Annotated in this window: 18 protein-coding genes; 13 read left to right on the top strand and 5 right to left on the bottom strand. The window is 74.4% G+C overall.

Going from position 1 to position 20524, the window contains the following annotated elements; all coding sequences use genetic code 11:
* Positions 1 to 52: 52 nt before the first annotated feature.
* A complete protein-coding gene (locus tag VEW93_11520) occupies positions 53 to 1411 on the top strand; it encodes a hypothetical protein (protein HYI62419.1) in 1359 nt (452 codons plus the stop codon).
* A 61-nt stretch (positions 1412 to 1472) separates the two neighbouring features.
* Here VEW93_11520 and VEW93_11515 read toward each other — a convergent pair whose 3' ends face one another.
* A complete protein-coding gene (locus tag VEW93_11515; GenBank protein ID HYI62418.1) occupies positions 1473 to 2876 on the bottom strand; it encodes a sigma 54-interacting transcriptional regulator in 1404 nt (467 codons plus the stop codon).
* A gap of 84 nt (positions 2877 to 2960) precedes the next feature.
* Between VEW93_11515 and VEW93_11510 the strand changes: the two genes are divergently transcribed.
* The 7 genes from VEW93_11510 (at position 2961) to VEW93_11480 (ending at position 11548) form a co-directional block, all read left to right on the top strand.
* On the top strand, positions 2961 to 5138 hold the full coding sequence (locus tag VEW93_11510) for a hypothetical protein (GenBank protein ID HYI62417.1): 2178 nt from the start codon (positions 2961 to 2963) through the stop codon (positions 5136 to 5138).
* 64 nt (positions 5139 to 5202) lie between these two features.
* Positions 5203 to 5775 carry a Uma2 family endonuclease gene (locus VEW93_11505; protein HYI62416.1) on the top strand — a complete coding sequence of 191 codons (573 nt, stop codon included), beginning with the start codon at positions 5203 to 5205 and terminating at the stop codon, positions 5773 to 5775.
* A gap of 44 nt (positions 5776 to 5819) precedes the next feature.
* Positions 5820 to 7361: a carotenoid oxygenase family protein gene (locus VEW93_11500; GenBank protein HYI62415.1), complete on the top strand. Its 1542-nt coding sequence runs from the start codon at positions 5820 to 5822 to the stop codon at positions 7359 to 7361.
* 43 nt (positions 7362 to 7404) lie between these two features.
* A complete protein-coding gene (locus VEW93_11495; protein ID HYI62414.1) occupies positions 7405 to 7980 on the top strand; it encodes a GNAT family N-acetyltransferase in 576 nt (191 codons plus the stop codon).
* Positions 7981 to 8094: 114 nt separating this feature from the next.
* Positions 8095 to 8838 carry a succinate dehydrogenase cytochrome b subunit gene (locus tag VEW93_11490; GenBank protein ID HYI62413.1) on the top strand — a complete coding sequence of 248 codons (744 nt, stop codon included), beginning with the start codon at positions 8095 to 8097 and terminating at the stop codon, positions 8836 to 8838.
* A gap of 20 nt (positions 8839 to 8858) precedes the next feature.
* Complete coding sequence (locus tag VEW93_11485) at positions 8859 to 10781, top strand: fumarate reductase/succinate dehydrogenase flavoprotein subunit (GenBank protein ID HYI62412.1); 1923 nt, start codon at positions 8859 to 8861, stop codon at positions 10779 to 10781.
* Entirely contained in the window at positions 10778 to 11548 is a 771-nt protein-coding gene (locus VEW93_11480) for a succinate dehydrogenase/fumarate reductase iron-sulfur subunit (protein HYI62411.1), read from the top strand. The genes VEW93_11485 and VEW93_11480 overlap by 4 nt, the downstream gene beginning before the upstream one ends.
* Before the next feature lie 4 nt (positions 11549 to 11552).
* Here VEW93_11480 and VEW93_11475 read toward each other — a convergent pair whose 3' ends face one another.
* Complete coding sequence (locus VEW93_11475; protein ID HYI62410.1) at positions 11553 to 12326, bottom strand: class I SAM-dependent methyltransferase; 774 nt, start codon at positions 12324 to 12326, stop codon at positions 11553 to 11555.
* A 257-nt stretch (positions 12327 to 12583) separates the two neighbouring features.
* Between VEW93_11475 and VEW93_11470 the strand changes: the two genes are divergently transcribed.
* Together VEW93_11470 and VEW93_11465 are read left to right on the top strand one after the other, a co-directional pair.
* Positions 12584 to 14959, top strand: coding sequence for a sodium-translocating pyrophosphatase (locus VEW93_11470; protein HYI62409.1), 2376 nt, complete (start codon positions 12584 to 12586; stop codon positions 14957 to 14959).
* Between the two features lie 113 nt (positions 14960 to 15072).
* On the top strand, positions 15073 to 15474 hold the full coding sequence (locus tag VEW93_11465; protein ID HYI62408.1) for a RidA family protein: 402 nt from the start codon (positions 15073 to 15075) through the stop codon (positions 15472 to 15474).
* Positions 15475 to 15493: 19 nt separating this feature from the next.
* Here the strand turns inward: VEW93_11465 and VEW93_11460 are convergent, their stop codons facing one another.
* Entirely contained in the window at positions 15494 to 16447 is a 954-nt protein-coding gene (locus tag VEW93_11460; GenBank protein HYI62407.1) for a hypothetical protein, read from the bottom strand.
* A gap of 136 nt (positions 16448 to 16583) precedes the next feature.
* Here VEW93_11460 and VEW93_11455 point away from each other — a divergent pair, with 136 nt between their 5' ends.
* From VEW93_11455 to VEW93_11445, 3 genes are all read left to right on the top strand, one after another.
* Positions 16584 to 16979 (top strand): SCP2 sterol-binding domain-containing protein, encoded by a 396-nt coding sequence (locus tag VEW93_11455; protein HYI62406.1) that lies wholly within the window; start codon positions 16584 to 16586, stop codon positions 16977 to 16979.
* The gene (locus VEW93_11450; GenBank protein ID HYI62405.1) at positions 16979 to 17815 is read left to right on the top strand and encodes a DNA-formamidopyrimidine glycosylase family protein; all 837 of its coding nucleotides are present in this window, start codon (positions 16979 to 16981) and stop codon (positions 17813 to 17815) included. Before VEW93_11455 ends, VEW93_11450 begins: the two co-directional genes overlap by 1 nt.
* Before the next feature lie 316 nt (positions 17816 to 18131).
* Complete coding sequence (locus VEW93_11445; protein ID HYI62404.1) at positions 18132 to 19190, top strand: hypothetical protein; 1059 nt, start codon at positions 18132 to 18134, stop codon at positions 19188 to 19190.
* A gap of 117 nt (positions 19191 to 19307) precedes the next feature.
* On the opposite strand, the gene VEW93_11440 is transcribed toward VEW93_11445, so the two are convergent.
* On the bottom strand, positions 19308 to 20039 hold the full coding sequence (locus VEW93_11440) for a serine protease (protein HYI62403.1): 732 nt from the start codon (positions 20037 to 20039) through the stop codon (positions 19308 to 19310).
* Complete coding sequence (locus VEW93_11435; protein HYI62402.1) at positions 20023 to 20481, bottom strand: hypothetical protein; 459 nt, start codon at positions 20479 to 20481, stop codon at positions 20023 to 20025. The genes VEW93_11440 and VEW93_11435 overlap by 17 nt, the downstream gene beginning before the upstream one ends.
* Positions 20482 to 20524: the final 43 nt, after the last annotated feature.

The raw sequence follows: 20524 nt of genomic DNA, 5'->3' as shown, positions 1-20524 counted from the left end.
GCGCCGGCCGCGGAGTCGGAGCCCGGGCCGAGCAGCAGGCGATGATGGCGCCGTGACCGACGCCCCGCCCGCCCCCTCCCCCGGCCCGCGGCGCGCCCGGGCGGGGGCCGGGCCCGACCGGGCCTGGGCGGTGGCCGGCGGCCTGGTGGCCCTGGCCCTGGTGCCGCTGGCCTTCCTGGGGCCGGGCACCGACCTGGACGTCGGGGCCGTGCTGCGCTCCGGCCGGGGGATCGTGGAGGGCACCTACGCCCCCAGCCGCAACCCCGGCGCGCCGGTCCACGAGGCGGCGGTCGGCGCCCTCCAGTGGTTGGCGGGGACGGTGGGGCCCAACCTGGGGTCGCTGGTGGCCGCAGCCGCCCTCACCGTGGTGCTGGCCCTGCTGCTGCGCCGGGAGGGGGTGGGCCGGGCCGGCCTGGCCGTCGCCGTGGTGGTGGCCAACCCGTGGTTCCTGGTCGCCGCCACCTCGACCGTGGACTTCCTGTGGGCCCTGGCCCTGTGGGCCGGGGCCGCCCTGGTGCTGCGGGCCCGGGCCGGCCTGGGCGGCGCGGCCGGGGCCGGGGTGCTGGGCGGCCTGGCCGTGGGGTGCCGGGCCTCGACCGCGGTGCTGGTGGCCGGCCTGGCCCTGGCCGAGGCCCTCGACCGGTCACCGCGACCAGGGGCCCGGGCCGACGGGGGCCGACCCGACGACCCGGGCCCGGCCGCGGCGTCGGGGCGCGACCGGGCCGGGGGCGATGGGCTCTCGGCGGGATCCTCGGCGCCGTCGGGCGGTGGCCCCTCGGCGGGGCCCGGCCCGCAGGTCCGGGCCCTGGTGCTGGCCGCGGTGACCGCCGTCGTCGGGCTGGTGCTGTTCCTCCCCGCCTTCCTGTCCTCCGACGGTTCGCTGGCCTTCGCCCAGAACGACGTGCCCACCTCGTCGGTGGCCGTGCAGGTCGGGCGGTTCCTGGCCAAGGACCTCTACTTCGTCGGCCCCTTCGCGGCCGTGGTGCTGGTGGGGGCCCTGCCCGCCCTGGCCCGGACCGCGGCCCGGTGGCGGGCCGACTGGCTGGTCCGCCTGGGGCTGCTGACGCTGCTGGCCTCGCAGCTCCTGTTCCTCCGCTTCCCCTGGAAGATGGGCCACCTGCTGCCCACCCTGGTGGGGCTGGCCCTGGTGGCGGCCCGGGCCCTGGGGCCCCGGCCCCGGCTGCTGGCCGCCCTGGTCGGGGCCCAGCTCCTCTACGCCGTGGTCAGCGTCCAGCTCCTGACCCCGAACACGCCCAACGCGGCCACCGGGGCCCGCCTCACCTTCGAGCCCCGGTGGGGGGCCCTGGTCGTCGACGTGCAGTGCCGCCTCGACGATCCCGAGGCCTGGGAGGGCCCGGGCATCGCCCGCCTCCACGCCGTGTGGGACTGCGCCAAGCCCTGGGCCGGCTGAGGTCTGCGTCCTGAGGCGGAGCCCACGCCCGGGCGTGCGGCGCCCCCGGGGTGGGAGGAGGTCAGCGGGCCCGGTAGGTGGCCCGGGCGCCGACGGCGTCCTTGTTGAGGCGCTTGGACAGGTGCAAGCCCTCGAGCACCAGCTCGGCGGCGCTGGCCCGCTCGGCCGGGCCCGCGCCCTCACCGGCCAGCTCGTCGACGATCTCGGCCAGGCCCGGTCGCTCGTCGAGGCGGGCCCGGTAGTCGGCCACGGTGACGTCCTCGCCCACGTGGAGGACCTCGCCCTCCTCGAACGACGACACCACCGGCCCCGCCGCCCCGGTGCCGACGCGGTCGCGGAACACGGTCAGCACGGCCTGCCGGAGGAGCTTCTCCACGATGTCGCCCTCGCGGCCCTCCTCGAAGGACTCGACCTCGACCTTGCCCATGGTCGAGGCGGCCAGGGCGTCGAGGTCGCTGACCCGGGGGGCGACCACGTCCTCGCCCAGGCGCAGGGCCCGGCGCACGGCGTTGGCCACCAGCGTCTCCCGGTTGGTGACGGTGAGGCGCACCGACACGCCGGAGCGCTGGCTGATGTTGCTGGAGCCCCGGGCCAGGTGGCTGAAGGTGGCCACGATCTCGTCCATCCACTCCGGCACCCGCACCTCGATGCCCTCGACCTGGAAGGGCCGGGCCTCCTGCTGGGCGATGGCCACCTCGGTGGCCACCTCCAGGGGGTAGTGGGTGCGGATCTGGGCCCCGAAGCGGTCCTTCAGGGGGGTGATGATGCGGCCCCGGTTGGTGTAGTCCTCGGGGTTGGCGGAGGCCACCAGCAACACGTCGAGGGGCAGGCGGACCTTGTAGCCCCGGACCTGGATGTCGCGCTCCTCCAGCACGTTGAGCAGGCCCACCTGGATGCGCTCGGACAGGTCGGGCAGCTCGTTGATGGCGAAGATGCCCCGGTTGGTGCGGGGCACCAGGCCGTAGTGGAGGGTGAGCTCGTCGGCCAGGTAGCGGCCCTCGGCCACCTTGATGGGATCGACCTCGCCGATCAGGTCGGCGATGGACGTGTCCGGGGTGGCCAGCTTCTCGCCGAAGCGGTCGTCGCGGTGGACCCACTCGACGGGCGTGTCCTCGCCCTTGTCGGCCACCAGGTCGCGGGCGGCCCGGGACACCGGGGCGTAGGGGTCGTCCAGGATCTCGCTGCCGGCCACGATGGGCAGCCACTCGTCCAGGAGCCCGGTGAGGGAGCGGATGATGCGGGTCTTGGCCTGGCCCCGCTCGCCCAGGAACACGATGTCGTGGCCGGCCAGGAGGGCGTTCTCCAGCTGGGGCAGGACGGTGTCCTCGTAGCCCATGACCCCCTCGACCAGCGGCTCGCCGGCCCGCAACCGGGCCAGGGCGTTGCGCTGGACCTCCTGCTTCACGGGCACGGAGCGCCAGCCCGACGCTCGCAGCTGGCCGAGGGTGGCGGGGCGCGACGACATGCCGGCCAACCTACCGGCGTCCACCGGAGCCGGCTCGGGAGCGCCGGAGGCCCCCCGCAGCCCGTCCGGTAGCGTCAGCGGCCCATGGACCTCTCGGGCCGGTGGCACGCCCTCCCCGCCGACGACGACGTCCGCCGCACCTGGCTGGACGACGGCGCCGAGGACCGGGCCTGGGAGCCCATCTCCGTGCCCGGGCACTGGCGGTCGACCCCGGCCTTCGCCGACTCCGACGGGCCACTGCTGCACCGCACCCGGTTCGACCACGCCCGGCCCGGCCCGGGCCAGCGGGACTGGCTGGTCCTCGACGGCTGCTTCTACCAGGGCGACGTCTGGCTGGACGGGGCCTACGTGGGCGACACCGAGGGGTACTTCTTCCCCCACGCCTTCGAGGTGACCGAGGCCCTGGCCGCCCGCTCCGAGCACACCCTGGGTGTCGACCTGACCTGCTCCCGGCCGTCGGACCGCACGGCCAAGCGCAACCTGACCGGCGTGTTCCAGCACTGGGACTGCCTGGACCCGGACTGGAACCCGGGGGGCATCTGGCGGCCGGTCCGCCTGGAGCGCAGCGGCCCGGTGCGCATCCGGCACCTGCGGGTGCTGTGCCGGGAGGCCACCGCCGAGCAGGCCGTGGTCGGCTTCCGGGCCGTGCTCGACGCAGCCGAGGCCGGGACGGCCACCGTGCGGGCCACGGTGGGCGGGGTCGACCACGAGGAGGAGCACACCCTGGCCGCCGGGGAGAACCAGCTCACGTGGAGCGTCACCGTGGCCGAGCCGGAGCTGTGGTGGCCCCACGCCCTGGGGGCCCAGCCCCTCCACGAGGTGACCGTCGAGGTCCTGGTCCCGGCGGCGGCCACCGACGGGGCGCCGGCCACCGAGGGCCCGCCCGACCCGCCCGGCCTCGTGGCCAGCGACCGGCGGGTGCGGCGCATCGGCCTGCGCCAGGTGGCCCTGCGGAACTGGATCGCCTCGGTCAACGGCGAGCGCCTGTTCCTCAAGGGCGCCAACCAGGGGCCCACCCGCATGGCCCTGGGCGAGGCCACCCCGGAGGAGGTCCGGCGCGACGTCGACCTGGCCGTCGAGGCCGGGCTCGACCTGCTGCGGGTCCACGCCCACGTCTCCCGGCCCGAGCTCTACGACGCCGCCGACGAGGCCGGCCTGCTGCTGTGGCAGGACATGCCGCTGCAGTGGGGCTACGCCCGCACCGTCCGCAAGCAGGCCGTGCGCCAGGCCCGGGAGGCCGTCGACCTGCTGGGCCACCACCCGTCGGTGGCCATCTGGTGCGGGCACAACGAGCCCCTGGCCCTCGACGTCGAGCCGGGGAACCTCGACGGGGCCGGCACCGCCCTGCGCTTCGTGGCCGCCCAGGAGCTGCCGACCTGGAACAAGTCGGTGCTGGACCGCTCGATCAAGCGGGCCCTCCAGCGCCACGACGGCACCCGGCCCGTCATCGCCCACTCCGGCGTCCTGCCCAGCCCGCCCCGGTTGGACGGGACCGACAGCCACCTCTACTTCGGCTGGTACCACGGCGAGGAGCGCCAGCTCCCGGCCTTCGCCCGCCTGCTGCCCCGCCAGGTCCGCTTCGTCACCGAGTTCGGGGCCCAGGCCGTCCCCGAGACCGACGGCTTCATGGAGCCCGAGCGGTGGCCCGACCTGGACTGGGAGCGCCTGGGCCGCACCCACGCCCTCCAGAAGGACCGGTTCGACCGCTACGTCCCCCCCGCCGGGCACGCCACCTACGCGTCGTGGAAGGAGGCCACCCAGCGCTACCAGGCCCTGGTGGTGCGCCGCCACGTCGAGGAGCTGCGGCGGCTCAAGTACCGGCCCACCGGCGGCTTCGCCCAGTTCTGCCTGGCCGACGGCCACCCGGCGGTGACCTGGTCGGTGCTCGACCACCGACGGGTGCCCAAGGCCGGGTGGGAGGCGCTGCGGGCCGCCTGCCGACCGGTGATCGTGGTGGCCGACCGGCTCCCCGCCGCGGTGGCCCCCGGTGACCCCCTGGCCCTCGACGTGCACGTGGTGAGCGATCTCCGGGAGCCCCTCCGGGGGGTCGAGGCCACCGCCCGGGCCACCTGGGCCGGGGGCGAGCACACCTGGCGCTTCGGCGGCGACGTGGGGGCCGATGCCTGCCAACGGGTCGGCACCCTCCAGCTGGTCGTCCCCGAGGCGGCCGGCCCCCTGGCCCTGGACCTCCGGCTGGTGGGAACCGACGGGGCCGAGCTGGCCACCAACGAGGACCGCACCGTCGTCGTCCCCCCGGCCTGAGGTGGCCACCCGTGGCCGTGAGGAACATGTGACACCCGAGGACGAGCTGGGTACCGTCCCGGCCATGTCCCTCGCAGCCCGGGACCACCCGGTGACGATGACGGCCGAGGAGTTCCTCGCCCTCCCTGAGCAGCTGCCGCGCGCGCAACTCATCGATGGGGAGCTCATCGTGGTGAACACGCCTGCGGCCCGCCACAACCGCATCATCTTCTGGCTGGTCCACAGCTACATGTCCTTCGCCAACAGGCGGGCCGGGCTCGGCGAGCTGGCCGCTGACGCCAGCGTGCTCCTCGACGAGCGCAACGTCTACGTCCCCGACCTCTACTGGGTGCCCGACGATCGTCGCCTGGACGACACCGAGGGCCTGTTCACCGCCCCGCCCCCGCTGGTGGTCGAGGTTCGGTCGCCCTCCACCTGGCGCTACGACGTGGGCACCAAGCTCCGGCACTACGAGGCCGCCGGGGTGGCCGAGGCGTGGCTCATCGACGGCGAGGCCGGTGTGGTCCACCTCCACCGGCGGAGCACCCCGGAGGCGCCCGGCTTCGACGTGCGGCGGGAGCTCACGGCGGCCGACACCCTCACCACCCCCCTGGTGCCGGGGTGGGAGATCGACCTCGGGGACCTGTTCGGGAGCTGAACGACACGAGGGCGGGGCGCCAGGGCCTCCGGTAGCGTCCGGCCGTGGGTGAGCGGAGAACCTCGCGGCGCACGCACCCGGTGGTGCGGGACGCCGTCGTCGAGCGGCGGGCCGTGCTGCGGGCCATGGGGTTCGGGGCCGCCGGCCTGGCCCTGGGCGGCACCGGGTTGCTCACCGCCTGCGGGGGGGACGGGGCGCCCACCGCCCGGCCCACCACCACCGCGGGCCGGGCCAAGGCCGGCCTCCCGCCTTACGATCCCGACGTGCCCTACTGGGAGCAGGGGGCGTTCGCGCCGGTCACCGAGGAGTCGACGGTCTCCGACCTGCGGGTCACGGGGACCATCCCGTCATCGCTCTCGGGGCTGTACGTCCGCAACGGCTCCAACTCCCCCACCGGCCGGTCGCCCCACTGGTTCCTGGGCGACGGCATGGTCCACAGCCTCCGCATCGAGCGGGGGAAGGCCAGCTGGTACCGCAACCGCTACGTGGCCACCACCCTGCACGAGCGGGGCCAGTCCTTCGCCGAGGCCGGCGTCCCCGGGGGTGACATCACCCAGAGCAACGTGGCCCTGGTCCACCACGCCGGGCACCTGCTGACCCTGGGCGAGGTCGGCTTCCCCTACGAGCTGGCCACGAAGGACCTCTCCACCGTCGGCCCCTACGACTTCGGCGGCCAGCTCACCACGTGGATGACGGCCCACCCCAAGATCGACCCGGCCACCGGGCAGATGCACTTCTTCGGCTACGGCTTCACGGAGCCACTGCTCACGTACCACGTGGCCGACGCGGAGGGCACCCTGCTCTCCAGCCAGCCGATCGACATCCCGGTGGCCACCATGATCCACGACTTCGCCGTGACCGAGACCGACGTCGTCTTCTGGCTCGGTCCGGTGCTGTTCGGGCGGGACGGCTCGGTGCCCGGCTTCCCCTACTACTGGGACCCCGAGGGCGGCCCCACCCGGGTCGGGGTCATGCCCCTGGGCGGGCCGACCTCGGAGATGCGCTGGGTCGACATGGACCCCAGCTTCGTGTTCCACGGCACCAACGCCTGGCGCGACGGCGACGACGTGGTGGTCCAGGTCAACAAGCTGGCCTCGGCCTTCGGCCCCGACGGCGACCTGGTCCCGTCCCGGCTCACCGAGTGGCGCATCGGCACCGGCGACGACGCGCTGACCCTGCACCAGGAGCAGCTCAACGACGTCGACATGGACCTCCCGTCCATCGACCGGCACCACACCGGGCGCCCCCACCGCCACGCCTGGTACGCCACCACCGACGAGGACGGGCCCTACGGCTTCGAGTTCGCCGGCACGCTGCACCGCGACACCCGCACCGGGCGCGAGCAGCGGTGGGAGCCGGGCCCCCTGGAGCGGGCCGGCGAGGTGGTGTTCGTGGCCGCCGGCCGGGGCGAGGGCGAGGGCTGGCTGCTCACCTTCGCCTACGACCGCACCACCGACACGTCGCACCTGGCCATCCTGGACGCCCAGGACGTGGCGGCCGGCCCGGTGGCCCGGGTCCACCTCCCGGTGCGGGTGCCCTTCGGCTTCCACGGCCTGTGGCTCGGCGAGGACGACCTGACGGCCTGAAACGGGCGCGGCCTCCCGGCGCGGGGCGTGGTGGGATGGGCCGGTGCACCCCCGGCCGCCCGAGCGCCTCCCCCTGGACGGAGTGATCCTGCGCCGGTACCGGGCCGACGACGCACCGGCGCTGGCCACCGCCTGTCGGGCCAGCCGGGCCGAGCTGGAGCCGTGGATGGCCTGGGCCACCGACGAGGGCCTCACCGAGGCTGCCCTGGCCGCCTTCATCGCCGAGACCACGGCCCGCACCGCCGCCGGCCACGAGGTGGTCTACGGCCTGTTCGACCCGGCCGACGGGACGTGCCTGGGCGGGTGCGGCCTCCACCACCGGGGTGACGCACAGGGCCACGTGGAGATCGGCTACTGGCTGCGGAGCGACGCCACCGGCCGGGGGCTCATGACCCGGACGGTGGCCGTCCTCTGCGACCTGGCCCTCGGCCTCGACGGCGTCACCGGGGTCGAGGTGCGCTGCGACGCCACCAACACGAGCAGCGCCGCGGTCCCCCGGCGCCTGGGCTTCACCTTCACCGGCCTGGTGGCCCGAGAGCCCACGGCCCCGGCCGACACCGACCACGAGATGGTCTGGCTCCGCACCGGCCCCGTCGGCGCGCTCTCGCCCCACCCCTGAGCCACGACGGTCGGGCCCGGCGCGACGAGGCGATCGGGGTCGACCTCCCGGCCCGGCGCGGCGACGGGTCTCCGGTTCTGCTCGGTTCGCCGGTCGGGGGTAGCTTCGGCCGCGATGGCTGCCACCACCGTGACCAGGGGCACCCCCCCCGGCGCCCCACGGAGCACGCGCAAGGTCCCCTTCCCCGTCGAGCTCTACCGTTCGGCCGTGGGCAAGAAGTACGTGATGGCCCTGACCGGCATCGCCATCATGGGCTTCGTCTTCATCCACATGGTGGGGAACCTGAAGATGTACCTGGGGGCCGAGGACTTCAACCACTACGGCGAGTTCCTGCGCGAGCTGCTGGTGCCGTTCCTGCCCCGGACCATGACCCTCTGGATCATGCGGGTCGGCCTCATCGCCGCCTTCGCCCTCCACATCCACGCCGCCTACGCCCTGACCCGCATCAACCACGCGGCCCGGCAGACCAAGTACCAGGGCAAGCGCGACTACGTGGCCGCCAACTACGCCAGCCGCACCATGCGCTGGTCGGGGGTCGTCGTCGGCCTGTTCCTGGTCTGGCACCTGTTCGACCTGACCTTCACCGGCACCGGCTACCACTACGTCCGGGGCCACCCGTACGAGAACGTGGCCCTGACCCTGGGCCGGGCCTGGAACGCCGGCCTCTACCTGGTGGCCAACGTGGCCCTGGGCTTCCACCTGTTCCACGGCGCGTGGAGCCTCTTCCAGACCATGGGCTGGAACAACCCCCGCTTCAACGCCTGGCGCCGGGGCTTCGCCGCCTCCTTCGCCGGCCTGGTCGTGGCCGGGAACGTGTCGTTCCCGCTGGCCGTCACGGCCGGCGTCGTGGCCACCTGATCGCCGAGAGGACCGGATCCATGACCATCAGCCTCGACGCCAAGGTCCCCGACGGCCCCATCACCGAGAAGTGGACGTCGTACAAGTTCGACCGCAAGCTCGTGAACCCGGCCAACCGCCGGAAGTACGAGATCATCGTGGTGGGCACCGGCCTGGCCGGGGGGGCGGCGGCCGCCACCCTGGGCGAGCAGGGCTACAACGTGAAGGCCTTCACCTTCCACGACTCGCCCCGCCGGGCCCACTCCATCGCCGCCCAGGGCGGCATCAACGCGGCCAAGAACTACAAGGGCGACGGCGACTCCGTCCACCGCCTGTTCTACGACACGGTGAAGGGCGGCGACTTCCGGGCCCGGGAGGCCAACGTCCACCGCCTGGCCGAGGAGTCGGTCCGCATCATCGACCAGATGACGGCCCAGGGGGTGCCCTTCGCCCGGGAGTACGGCGGCCTCCTCGACAACCGCTCCTTCGGCGGCGCCCAGGTGAGCCGCACCTTCTACGCCCGGGGCCAGACCGGCCAGCAGCTCCTGCTCGGCGTCTACTCCCAGCTCGCCCGCCAGGTCGGCCTGGGCCGGGTCGAGCTCTTCAACCGCACCGAGCTGGTCGACGTGGTGGTGGTCGACGGCGAGGCGGCCGGCATCGTGGTCCGCGACCTGCTCACCGGTGAGGTCTCCAGCCACTCGGCCCACGCCGTGGTCCTGGCCACCGGGGGCTACTCCAACGCCTTCTTCCTCTCCACCAACGCCATGGCCTGCAACGTCACCGCAGCGTGGCGGGCCCACCGGCGGGGGGCGGCCTTCGCCAACCCCTGCTACACCCAGATCCACCCCACGTGCATCCCCCAGAGCGACGACTTCCAGTCGAAGCTCACCCTGATGTCGGAGTCCCTCCGCAACGACGGCCGCATCTGGTGCCCGAAGGACCCCGACGACAACCGCCCGGCCGAGCAGATCCCCGAGGACGACCGGGACTACTACCTGGAGCGCCGCTACCCCAGCTTCGGCAACCTGGCCCCCCGCGACATCGCCAGCCGGGCGGCCAAGGTGGTGGTCGACGAGGGCAAGGGCGTCGGCCCCCTCAAGAACGGCGTGTACCTCGACTTCTCCGAGGCCATCAACCGGCTGGGCGAGGCCACCATCACCGAGCGCTACGGCAACCTCTTCGAGATGTACGAGCGCATCACCGACGAGTCGCCGTACAAGCAGCCCATGCGCATCTACCCCGCCGTCCACTACACGATGGGCGGGCTGTGGGTGGACTACGAGCTGATGACCACCGTCCCCGGCCTCTACGCCGCCGGCGAGGCCAACTTCAGCGACCACGGGGCCAACCGGCTGGGCGCCTCGGCCCTCATGCAGGGGCTGGCCGACGGCTACTTCGTGCTGCCCAACACCATCAGCAACTACCTCGCCCCCCGCCTCGGCACCCAGCCCGTGCCCACCGACCACCCCGAGTTCCAGGCGGCCGAGGCCCAGGCCCGCGAGCGCTTCGCCCGGTACCTCTCCATCGGCGGCACCCAGTCCCCGGACGCCTTCCACCAGAAGCTGGGCCGCATCATGTGGGACCACTGCGGCATGGAGCGCACCAAGGAGGGCCTGGAGAAGGCGCTGGCCGAGATCCCCGCCCTGCACGAGGAGTTCCGCACGGACCTGCGGGTCACCGGGAGCGGCGACAGCACCAACCAGACCCTGGAGAAGGCGGGCCGGGTCGACGACTTCTTCGAGCTGGCCCAGGTCATGTGCCTCGACGCCCTCACCCGCGAGGAGTCCTGTGGCGGCCACTTCCGGGCCGAGCACCAGACCACCGAGGGCGAGGCCGAGCGCGACGACGCCGAGTTCGCCCACGTGGCGGCCTGGGAGTGGACCGGCGACCCGGCCCGCCCGACCCGCCACGTGGAGCCCCTCGAGTTCAACGACGTCCACCTCGCCGTCCGGAGCTACAAGTGAGAACCCTGAACGTCACGCTCAAGGTCTGGCGCCAGGACGGGCCCCACGCCGAGGGGCACTTCGACGTCATCGCCGCCCCGGGCATCAACGACGAGATGTCGTTCCTGGAGATGCTCGACCTGGTCAACGAGCGCCTCATCAACGAGGGCAAGGACGCCATCGTCTTCGACCACGACTGCCGCGAGGGCATCTGCGGGACGTGCTCGCTGATGATCGACGGCCAGGCCCACGGCCCCCAGAAGGGCACTGCCACCTGCCAGCTCCACATGCGCACGTTCGCCGACGGGGCCGAGATCGTGATCGAGCCGTGGCGGGCCACCGCCTTCCCGATCGTCAAGGACCTGATGGTCGACCGCTCGGCCCTCGACCGCATCGTGGAGGCCGGCGGCTTCATCACGGCCGAGACCGGCGGCGCCCCCGACGCCAACCTGATCCCCATCCCCAAGCCGGTGGCCGACGCGGCCATGGACGCCGCGGCCTGCATCCAGTGCGGGGCGTGCGTGGCCGCCTGCCCCAACTCGGCGGCCCAGCTGTTCACCGCGGCCAAGGCCAGCCACCTCAACCTGCTGCCCCAGGGCCAGCCCGAGCGCTTCAAGCGCACCGAGGCCATGGTCGACACCATGGAGCAGTTCTTCGGGTCGTGCACCAACCACGGCGAGTGCCAGGAGGCCTGCCCGAAGGAGATCTCCATCGACTTCATCGCCGTGATGAACAAGGACTACTACAAGGCCAAGATCCGGAACCGCCGCCTCATCAGCCGCTCCTGACCGGTCAGGGGCGGCGGGCGCGCCAGATCTCCTCGACGGGCCAGCGGTGGGCCCACTCGGCGGGGACGTGGAGGTACTCGCTGTCGCCGGAGAGGAGGGTGCTGTCGGGGGCGCTCTCGGGGGCGTGCATCTCGACCAGGTCGAGGACCTCGAAGCCACTGGCTCGCAGGAGGCGGATCATCTCGCCGTGGCCGACGTGGTACTCGATCGACTCGTCGTCGGGGTAGTCGACCTCGTGGAGGTCCCGGTGGGAGCGGACCAGCGTGGGGCCGGCGGGGCCCTCGTCGGGGGCGCACAGCGTGTGCAGCACCGACCCGGTGAGGAACACCAGCTCGCCCCCCGGGCGGAGCAGGCGGGCCGCCTCCGGCAGCCACCGGCGGGGGTCGGCCCACAGGGCGGCGCCGTACTCGGAGACGACCAGGTCGCAGCACCCGGCGGCCAGGGGCACGTCCTCGCCCGCCCCCTGCACCAGGGGGAAGGCCGGCCCCACCTCGCCCTGGAGGCGCCGGGCGGTGGCCAGCTGGCCCTCGGTGGGGTCGATCCCCACCACCCGCCGCGCCCCCCGCCGGGCCAGCCAGGCCGAGACGTAACCGGTGCCGCACCCCAGCTCGACCACGTCGCGGCCCCGCACGTCGGGCAGGACCCGCACGTCGCTCTCGGGGATCGAGAAGACGCCCCAGGTCACCTCGTCGGTGGCCCACGACCGCTCCCCCGGTCCCACCCAGTGGTGGGCCATGGCGTTCCAGGTGGCCCGGTTGCGGGCGATCGATCCCTGCACGCCGCGATCCTGGCCCATCGGCGCGACGGCCACGTCCCCGGCGCCCGGCGGTTGACCGGCGGGCCGGGTCCGGGGCAGCGAACCCGGTGCCACCGTCCGCCGCCCACCGCGGGGAGGACGGATCCTGGGCTTTTGCACGGCTGTCGGTTCGGCGGGTAGCAAAGGCGCCGCTGCATGGGCGGCTGGGCAAACCGCGCCCCCGCCGCAGATCGTGCGTCCCGCTGGCCGGGACGCGACCCCCACGAGAGGTTGTCCGAATGTCCTACCTGCTGGCCGAGGGTGGTTACCAGGCCTTCGACCTGGGCGGCACCGACACGGTGGTGCTGCTGCTCGCGCTCGTCGTCGCCCTGGGGGCCCTGGGCGTCGCCTTCGCCATGATGCGCGGCGTGCTGGCCGCCGAAGACGGCAGCAAGGAGATGACCGACATCTCCGACGCCATCCACGAGGGGGCGATGGCCTACATCAAGCGCCAGTTCCGGACCATCGCCGTCATCGTGGTCCCCCTGGCCGGCGTGGTCTTCCTGACCTCCACCGCCATCGAGAAGGACACCGGTGAGGCCGCCCTCAGCTTCGTGGAATCGGGGCTGTTCCGCACCCTGGCCTTCCTGGTCGGCGGGACGGCCTCGGCCGCCATCGGCTTCCTGGGCATGTGGCTGGCCACCAAGGGCAACGTCCGCACCACCGCGGCCGCCGTCCGCTCCGACTTCGCCGGGGCCTTCCTGGTGGCCTTCCGCACCGGCGGCGTGGTCGGGCTGGCCACCGCCGGGCTCGGCCTGCTGGGCGCCACCCTCATCATCCTGGTGTTCCAGAACACGTCATCGGCCATCCTGGTCGGCTTCGGCTTCGGCGGCTCGCTCCTGGCCCTGTTCCTGCGGGTCGGCGGTGGCATCTTCACCAAGGCCGCCGACGTGGGCGCCGACCTGGTGGGCAAGGTCGAGGCCGGCATCCCCGAGGACGACCCCCGCAACCCGGCCACCATCGCCGACAACGTGGGCGACAACGTGGGCGACTGCGCCGGCATGGCCGCCGACCTGTTCGAGAGCTTCGGCGTCACCCTGGTGGCCTCGATCATCCTGGGCGTCACCGCCTTCTCCGGCATCGGCCTGGGCCCCGACGTGGCCGCCCGGGGCCTGGTGTTCCCGGTGGGCGTCATGGCCATCGGCCTGGTGGCCTCCATCATCGGGCTCCTGCTGGCCAAGGCCCGGCCCGGCGAGGACGACGCCCTCAAGATCATCAACCGGGGCATCAGCATCGCCCAGGCCATCTCCATCGTGGGCGCCGCCGTGCTGGCCTTCGGCTACGTGGGCGACCCCGAGGGGGCGTCCATCTCGCACCCCGGGGCCCGCATGTTCGGGGCCATCGTGGTCGGCGTGGCCCTGGGCTTCGCCGCCTCCAAGATCACCGCCTACTACACCTCCACCTCCCAGAAGCCGGTGCGCGACATCGCCAAGGCCAGCCGCACCGGCCCCGCCACCACCGTGCTGGAGGGCATGAGCCTGGGCCTGGAGTCGGCGGTGTGGGGCCTCATCGCCGTGGCCGTGGCCATCGGCGGGGCCATCGCCCTGGGCGGCGGCAGCTTCAAGTTCTCCACCTACCTGGTGGCCCTGGCCGGCATCGGCATGCTCTCGACCACGGGGATCATCGTGGCCGAGGACACCTTCGGCCCGGTGGCCGACAACTCGGCCGGCATCGCCGAGATGTCGGGCAACTTCGAGGGTGAGCCCGAGCGGATCATGGTCAGCCTCGACGCGGTGGGCAACACCACCAAGGCCGTCACCAAGGGCTTCGCCATCGGTTCGGCCGTGGTCGCCGCGGTGGCCCTGTTCGCCTCCTACGGCGAGACCATCATCGAGCAGATCGGGGGCTCGGCCGAGCTCGACGCCTCGTTCCCGATCAACGTGGCCGACCCCAAGGTCTTCATCGGCCTGCTGGTGGGCGGCTCCATCGCCTTCATCTTCTCGTCCCTGGCCATCCGGGCCGTGTCCCGCACCGCCGGCGTGGTGGTGCAGGAGGTCCGCCGCCAGTTCGCCGACGGCAAGATCATGCGGGGCGAGAAGCTGCCCGACTACGGCCCCGCCATCGACATCTGCACCACCGCCTCGCTGCGGGAGCTGGCCACGCCGGCCCTCATCGCCGTGCTCACCCCGGTCATCATCGGCTTCGGCCTGGGTCCCATCTCCCTGGGCGCCTTCCTGGCCTCGGTCATCGTGGTGGGCCAGCTCATGGCCAACTTCCTGTCCAACGCCGGCGGGGCCTGGGACAACGCCAAGAAGTACATCGAGGACGGCGCCGAGGGCGGCAAGGGCTCCGACCCCCACAAGGCGGCGGTCATCGGCGACACCGTGGGCGACCCGTTCAAGGACACCGCCGGGCCGGCCCTGAACCCGCTCATCAAGGTCATGAACCTGGTGTCGCTGCTGATCCTGCCGGCCATCATCGGCTTCTACGACGAGGACGCCCTGGGCGAGGCCGTCCCGCGCCAGCTGGTGGACCCGGCCGGCATCGCCATCGCCGTGTTGGCGGCCGTGATCGTGATCGGGGCCATCGCCTTCTCCAAGGGCGTGTTCACCAAGGACGCCGGCGAGGCGGCCGCCGAGACCGCGGCCGAGGCCGCGGCCGACGCCCGGGCCTGACCTCCCCCATTCCGAGACGACGACGGTGGGTGGCCTCCCGGGGCCACCCCCCGTCGCGCCCGGCCACCGATCCCCGACCGGGACGGGGCCCGTGGCGCCGTAGCCTGCGGGCCGTGGATCGCGGCCGGCGCACCATCTCGTCCGGGAGCCCGTGGGAGGCCGTGGTCGGCTACTCGCGGGCGGTGCGGGTCGGCGACCACGTGGTGGTGGCCGGCACCGCCCCCCAGAACCCCGACGGCACCGTCGACCCCGACGTCGAGGCCCAGGCCCACCGGTGCCTGACGATCATCCGGGACGCCCTGGTCGAGGCGGGCGCCGCCCTGGCCGACGTGGTCCGCACCCGGGTCTACCTGGTCGACGCCGGGGACTTCGACGCGGTGGCCCGGGCCCACCGCGCCGCCTTCGGGGACGTCCGCCCGGCCAACACGACCGTGGTGGTGGCCGGGTTGCTGGACGAGCGGTGGCGGGTCGAGATCGAGGCCGACGCCATCCTCCGGCCCGACCGGCCCCGCTGACCGGCGCCGGCCGGGTGGTTCAGCCGGGTGGAGGCTGGTTCCACTCGGTCCAGCCCACCCCGGTGCGACCGTCGGCCGCCGTGTAGCGGCACAGGGCCCGGGGGAACCGGGCCTCCCGGCCGTCGGGCGCGGTGAGCAGGACCGGGGCGAAGGCGACGGGGGCCACCGCCAGCTCCACGGGGGCGCCGGCCCCGCCGTCCTGGCCGCCCAGGTGGACCCAGCCGGCCGTGGGCAGACCCGTCGGCCCCAGGTCCTGGCCCCGCCGGACGCCGTCGACGGGCCGGGGCAGCCCGTCCGGGGCCTGGACGTAGCCGGTGGCGTAGAGGTCCTCGTCGCCCAGGGTGACGTGGGTGGCGTGGGTGCGGCTGCCGTCGTCCAGGGCGGCCGAGCTCCAGCACCAGCCGTAGGTCCACCAGTCGCGGGCGCCCCACGAGTGGTCGCGCTGGCCCGGCCCGTCGACCTCGATGCGCTCGGCGCCCACCAGGACCTCGCCGGTGACCCGGCACGGCACCTCGTAGCGGTCGACCCCGGGGTAGGCGTAGGCGCCGCCGTCGGTCTCCCACTCCAGGTCCAGGCCGAAGGGCACCCGGTCGCCCCGCAGGTCGCCGTAGACCTCGGTCGGGTCGTCGACCCCCACCGCGAAGGCCTCGCACCCCAGCGACCAGTGGTCGAGGGCGGTCTCCAGGTTGTGGTCGGCCCACAGCCCCTCGGACCGCACCTCCAGCCCGGTGCGGGGCAGGGGCACGTCGTGGTCGATCACCGTCACCAGCGGGCGCCCCTCGCCCACCAGGCAGGCCCAGTACCAGGCCACCCCCAGGTTGGGGTACAGGCCCAGGCGCACGTAGCCGCCCAGGCTCCCGTCGGCCGCCGCGAAGTCGAAGTACCACGACTCGTTCCACAACGGCTCGGGACCGGGTCGATGGCGCCCCTCGTCCCGGGCCGCGACAGGGGTGGTGCGCTCGGGCTCGGCCATCGGCCGAGCGTAGGGGCGGCCGCTCGCACCCCGCGTCGCGAGGCCGGCACCGCCCCCCACCGGCCCGGCCATCCGGCCCCGCCGAGGCGCCCCACAGGGGGCACCGAACCACAGGACGCACCGGTAGGGTGCGCGCATGCCGGAGCCGTGGTCCGAGGAGTGGGTGGCCGCCCTCGACACCGCGGCCCGGGCCGACCAGGACCTCCGCGCCGCCTCGGCCGGGCGCCGGGTGGTCATCGGCCAGGAGGTGGTGGACGGCGCCCGGCGAACCCGTTGGCACCTGGTGCTCGACGACGGCGACGTGGCGGTGCGACCCGGCCCCGCCGAGGCCCCCGACGTGACCTTCTCCCAGGACCGTGCCGTGGCCGAGGCCGTGGCCCGGGGCGAGATGGCGGCTCGCACCGCCTTCGTGCTCGGGCACATCCGGGTCGGTGGCGACGTGGCCGTGCTGCTCGACCTGGCCCCGGCCCTGGCCGGGCTGGGCGACGTGTTCGCCGCGGTCCGGGCCGTCGCCCCCTCCGGGGGGGCCTGATGCCCGAGCTGCCCGAGGTCCGGGCCCACGCCGAGCGCCTGGACCGGGACCTGGCCGGCGCCGCCCTCCAGCGGTTCGTGCCCCTGTCGTTCACCGCCCTCAAGACCTTCGACCCCGCCCCCGAGGTGGCCGTGGACCACCCCCTGGCCTACGTCGGCCAGCGGGGCAAGCACCTGCTGCTCGACTTCGGGGTGGCCACGTTCGTGGTCCACCTGATGCAGGGCGGCCGGCTGCGCCTCGACGCCAAGCAAGCAGCCAAGCCCCGCAACGGCGTGGCCCGGTGGGTTCTGGCCGACGGCCGGGCCCTGCTCCTCACCGAGGCCGGCACCGAGCGCAAGGCCGGCGTCTGGGTGGTGTCCGGCGACCCGGAGCCCCAGCCCCCCCTCGACCGGTTGGGACCCGACGCCGACGGGATCGGCGTCGACGCCATGACCGACCTCCTGGCCCAGCACTCCGCCCGCCTCCACGGGTTCCTGCGCGACCAGCACGTCCTGGCCGGCCTGGGCCGCCGCCTGGCCAACGAGGTCTGCCACCGGGCCCGCCTGTCCCCCTTCGCCCCCACGTCGAAGATGGGGCAGGGCGAGGCCGAGCGCATCGTGGAGGCCATCGCCGCCTGCGTGGCCGAGGGCCTGGCCTTCGAGCGGGGCCGGGACGACATGTCGGCCTCCAAGGAGCGGCCGGGGGCGGTGCACCACCGCAAGGACCAGGAGTGCCCCGACTGCGGCGACGTCATCCGGGCCGTGGAGTACCGCTCCTACGAGGTGGCCTACTGCCCGGCCTGCCAGACCGGCGGCAAGGTCCTGGCCGACAACACCACCAGCAAGTTCCTGAAGTAGCGCCGCCAGGGCGGGCCCCCGGGCTCGCGCCGTCGACCCGGGGTGGCGGCGGGCCAGCCCTGCGAGGCGGCCCGACCTGTGGTGGCGGCGCGGTGGCCGCCCACGGCCGGCCCGGCCGCGCCCCCTGGGTAGGGTGCCGGCCATGGCTCGGTGGTGGCGGAGACGAGACGAGACCGAGGGCTCAGGACCGGGTGACGGCGGCCCCGACGCCGACCCGGGGCCGAGGCCGAGGCCGGGCGGAGGCGATCCCCACGTCGACCCGGGGCCGGGGCCAGGGCCGGACGGGGACGACCGGCCGGCCGGGCCGGCCTGGGCGGTGGGACCGGCCCGGCGCACGCAGGACGGGCCGTGGCACGGCATAGAGGTCGACGTCGACGGGCGGGCCGTCACCTTCGAGCTGCTCGACCACCGGCCCTCCGACCGGGTCGAGGCCGTCCTCACCGCGTACGTCCCCTCGGCCCTGGCCGCCGGGGCCACCCTGGTCCCCCATCGAGCCGTCGACCCGGGGTGGGCCGCCGGCGTGGACCGGGCCGCCGCCCTCATGGCCACCTGGTGGGACCACGCCCCGGCCAGCCCGGTCCGGCCCCCGGAGCCGGCCGCCGGGGAGCCACCGCCCGCCCCGCCGCCGGGGCGGGGCACCGCCCTGTGCTTCACCGGCGGGGTGGACTCGTTCTGGGCCCTGCTCCACGGGGGGCACGACCCCACCCACCTGCTGTACGTCGTGGGCTACGACATCGACCGGGACGACACCGACCGGGTCGAGAGCCAGATGGGAGCGGTGCGGGCGGTGGCCACCGCCCTCGGCCTGGCCCCCCTGTTCGTCCGCACCGACCTGCGGGCCCAGCCGGCCATCACCGCCGCCAACTGGGGGCGGGACCACGGAGCGGCCATCGCCGCCGCCGGCCTGGTGGCCAGCGACGTGGTCGAGCGCCTGGTCGTCCCGCCCAGCTACGCCAACGGCCGCCTCATCCCCTGGGGGTCGCGGCCCGACCTCGACCACCTCTGGTCCGCCCCCGGCACCCTGGCCGTCGAGCACAGCCCCACCGACCTGCCCCGCTTCGACCGGGTCCGGGCCATCGCCGCCGAGCCGCTGCCCCAGCAGCACCTGCGGGTGTGCTGGGAGCACCGCACCGCGGACGCCAACTGCGGGCAGTGCGAGAAGTGTGTGCGCACCATGGCCATGCTGGCCACCACCCCCCACCTGGCCGCCTTCGCCACCATGCCGGGCCGGCAGGACCTGGCCGACCGCATCCGGGACCTCCACCCGCTGCCCGAGCACCACGTCCGCATGTGGCGCGACCTGCGGGGCACCGGCCTCCCGGCCGACGTGGCCGCGGCCGTGGACCACGTCACCGCCGAGCCGCCCCCACCCTGACCCGCCGGCTGGCGGCTGGCGGCTGGCGGCTGGCGGCTGGCGGCTGGCGGCTGGCGGCTGGCGGCTGGCGGCTGGCGGCTGGCGGCTGGCGGCGCGAGCGTCCCGCGCCCGGCGCGGTCAGCAGCCCTCGACCGGCTCCAGGCCCTCGTCGTTGGCCAGGAGGCGCTGGAGGGTCTCCACCGGGACCAGGAGGGACTTCTCGGTGGCCACCTCGATGGCGTACACCACGCCGACCACCCGATCCTCGTCGTCCACGGCCGGCCCGCCGGAGCTGCCGGGCTCGATGTCCACGTCGGAGCGGATGACCTTCGACAGGTTCCCCAGGCGGGGGTCGACCTGGTAGTCCTCGACCTGGCCGTCGGTGACGGTGAGGGGACCGCCGCCCGGGTACCCGAAGGCCTGCAGGTCGGTGCCGGGCTCCGGGTTGGCCGCGGCCAGCTCGGCCGTGTCCTGGCCCATGCCGGAGGCCATGGGTCGGTCCAGCCGGACGATGGCCAGGTCGGCCAGCAGCCCCTGGGAGGCCACCCCCACGGTGAGGTCCTCGCCCTCGGACGTCTCCACCTCCAGGCTGTCGGCCCCCTCCACCACGTGACGGTTGGTCACGATGGTGCTCTCGTCGATGAGGAAGCCGGAGCCCACGCCCAGGCCCTCGCAGGTCTGGCTGCGGATGCGGACGGTGTAGGTGCGGGGGTCGACCACGGGGGGCTCGTCCAGGAACGACGTGTCGACCACGGCGCCCTCCGGCGGGGCCACGCACCCGGCGGCCACCACGGCCACCGCCAGGGCCAAGGCGGCAGCCCGCCCCGACCGGGCCCACCGAGGGGCCCGGCTCTCAGAGGCCGAGCTCATCGATGGTCGCTTCCAGCTCGGCCGCGGCATCGAGGGCCTGGGCGCAGGTGTCGTTGACCTCGTCGACGCGCTCCTGGAGGGCGACCCGATCCGCGTTCGGGTTGCCCAGGTCGGCGAGGACGTCGTTGGCCAGCTCGGTGGTCTCCTCCTGGCACTGGCGCATGGCCGAGGTGACCTCGGGGGCGGCCGCCACCACCTCGGACAGGATGCGGTTCTGGTCGGTCTGGCCCGCGCTCTCGGCGGCCAGGTCGCGCAGGCGCTGGCGGGCGTCCTCGAGCAGGGCGGAGGTCGACTCCAGCCGGCCGATGCTGGCCTCCAGGTCGGCGTCGGCCGCCTCGCTGCGATCGCGCCACCGCTCGGCGCTGGACCGGTTGGTGAGGCCCCAGGCCGTGGTGCCGGCCAGCGCCCCGATGACCAGGAGGACCAGCAGGGCGCGGCCCACGATGCGCAGGGCGCCCCGACGTCGGGGGGGCGAGGCCGGAGGA

This window comes from Acidimicrobiales bacterium, assembly GCA_035630295.1.
Taxonomy (GTDB): Bacteria; Actinomycetota; Acidimicrobiia; order Acidimicrobiales; family Iamiaceae; genus Iamia.
This window is presented reverse-complemented; position numbering and strand designations above follow the sequence as displayed.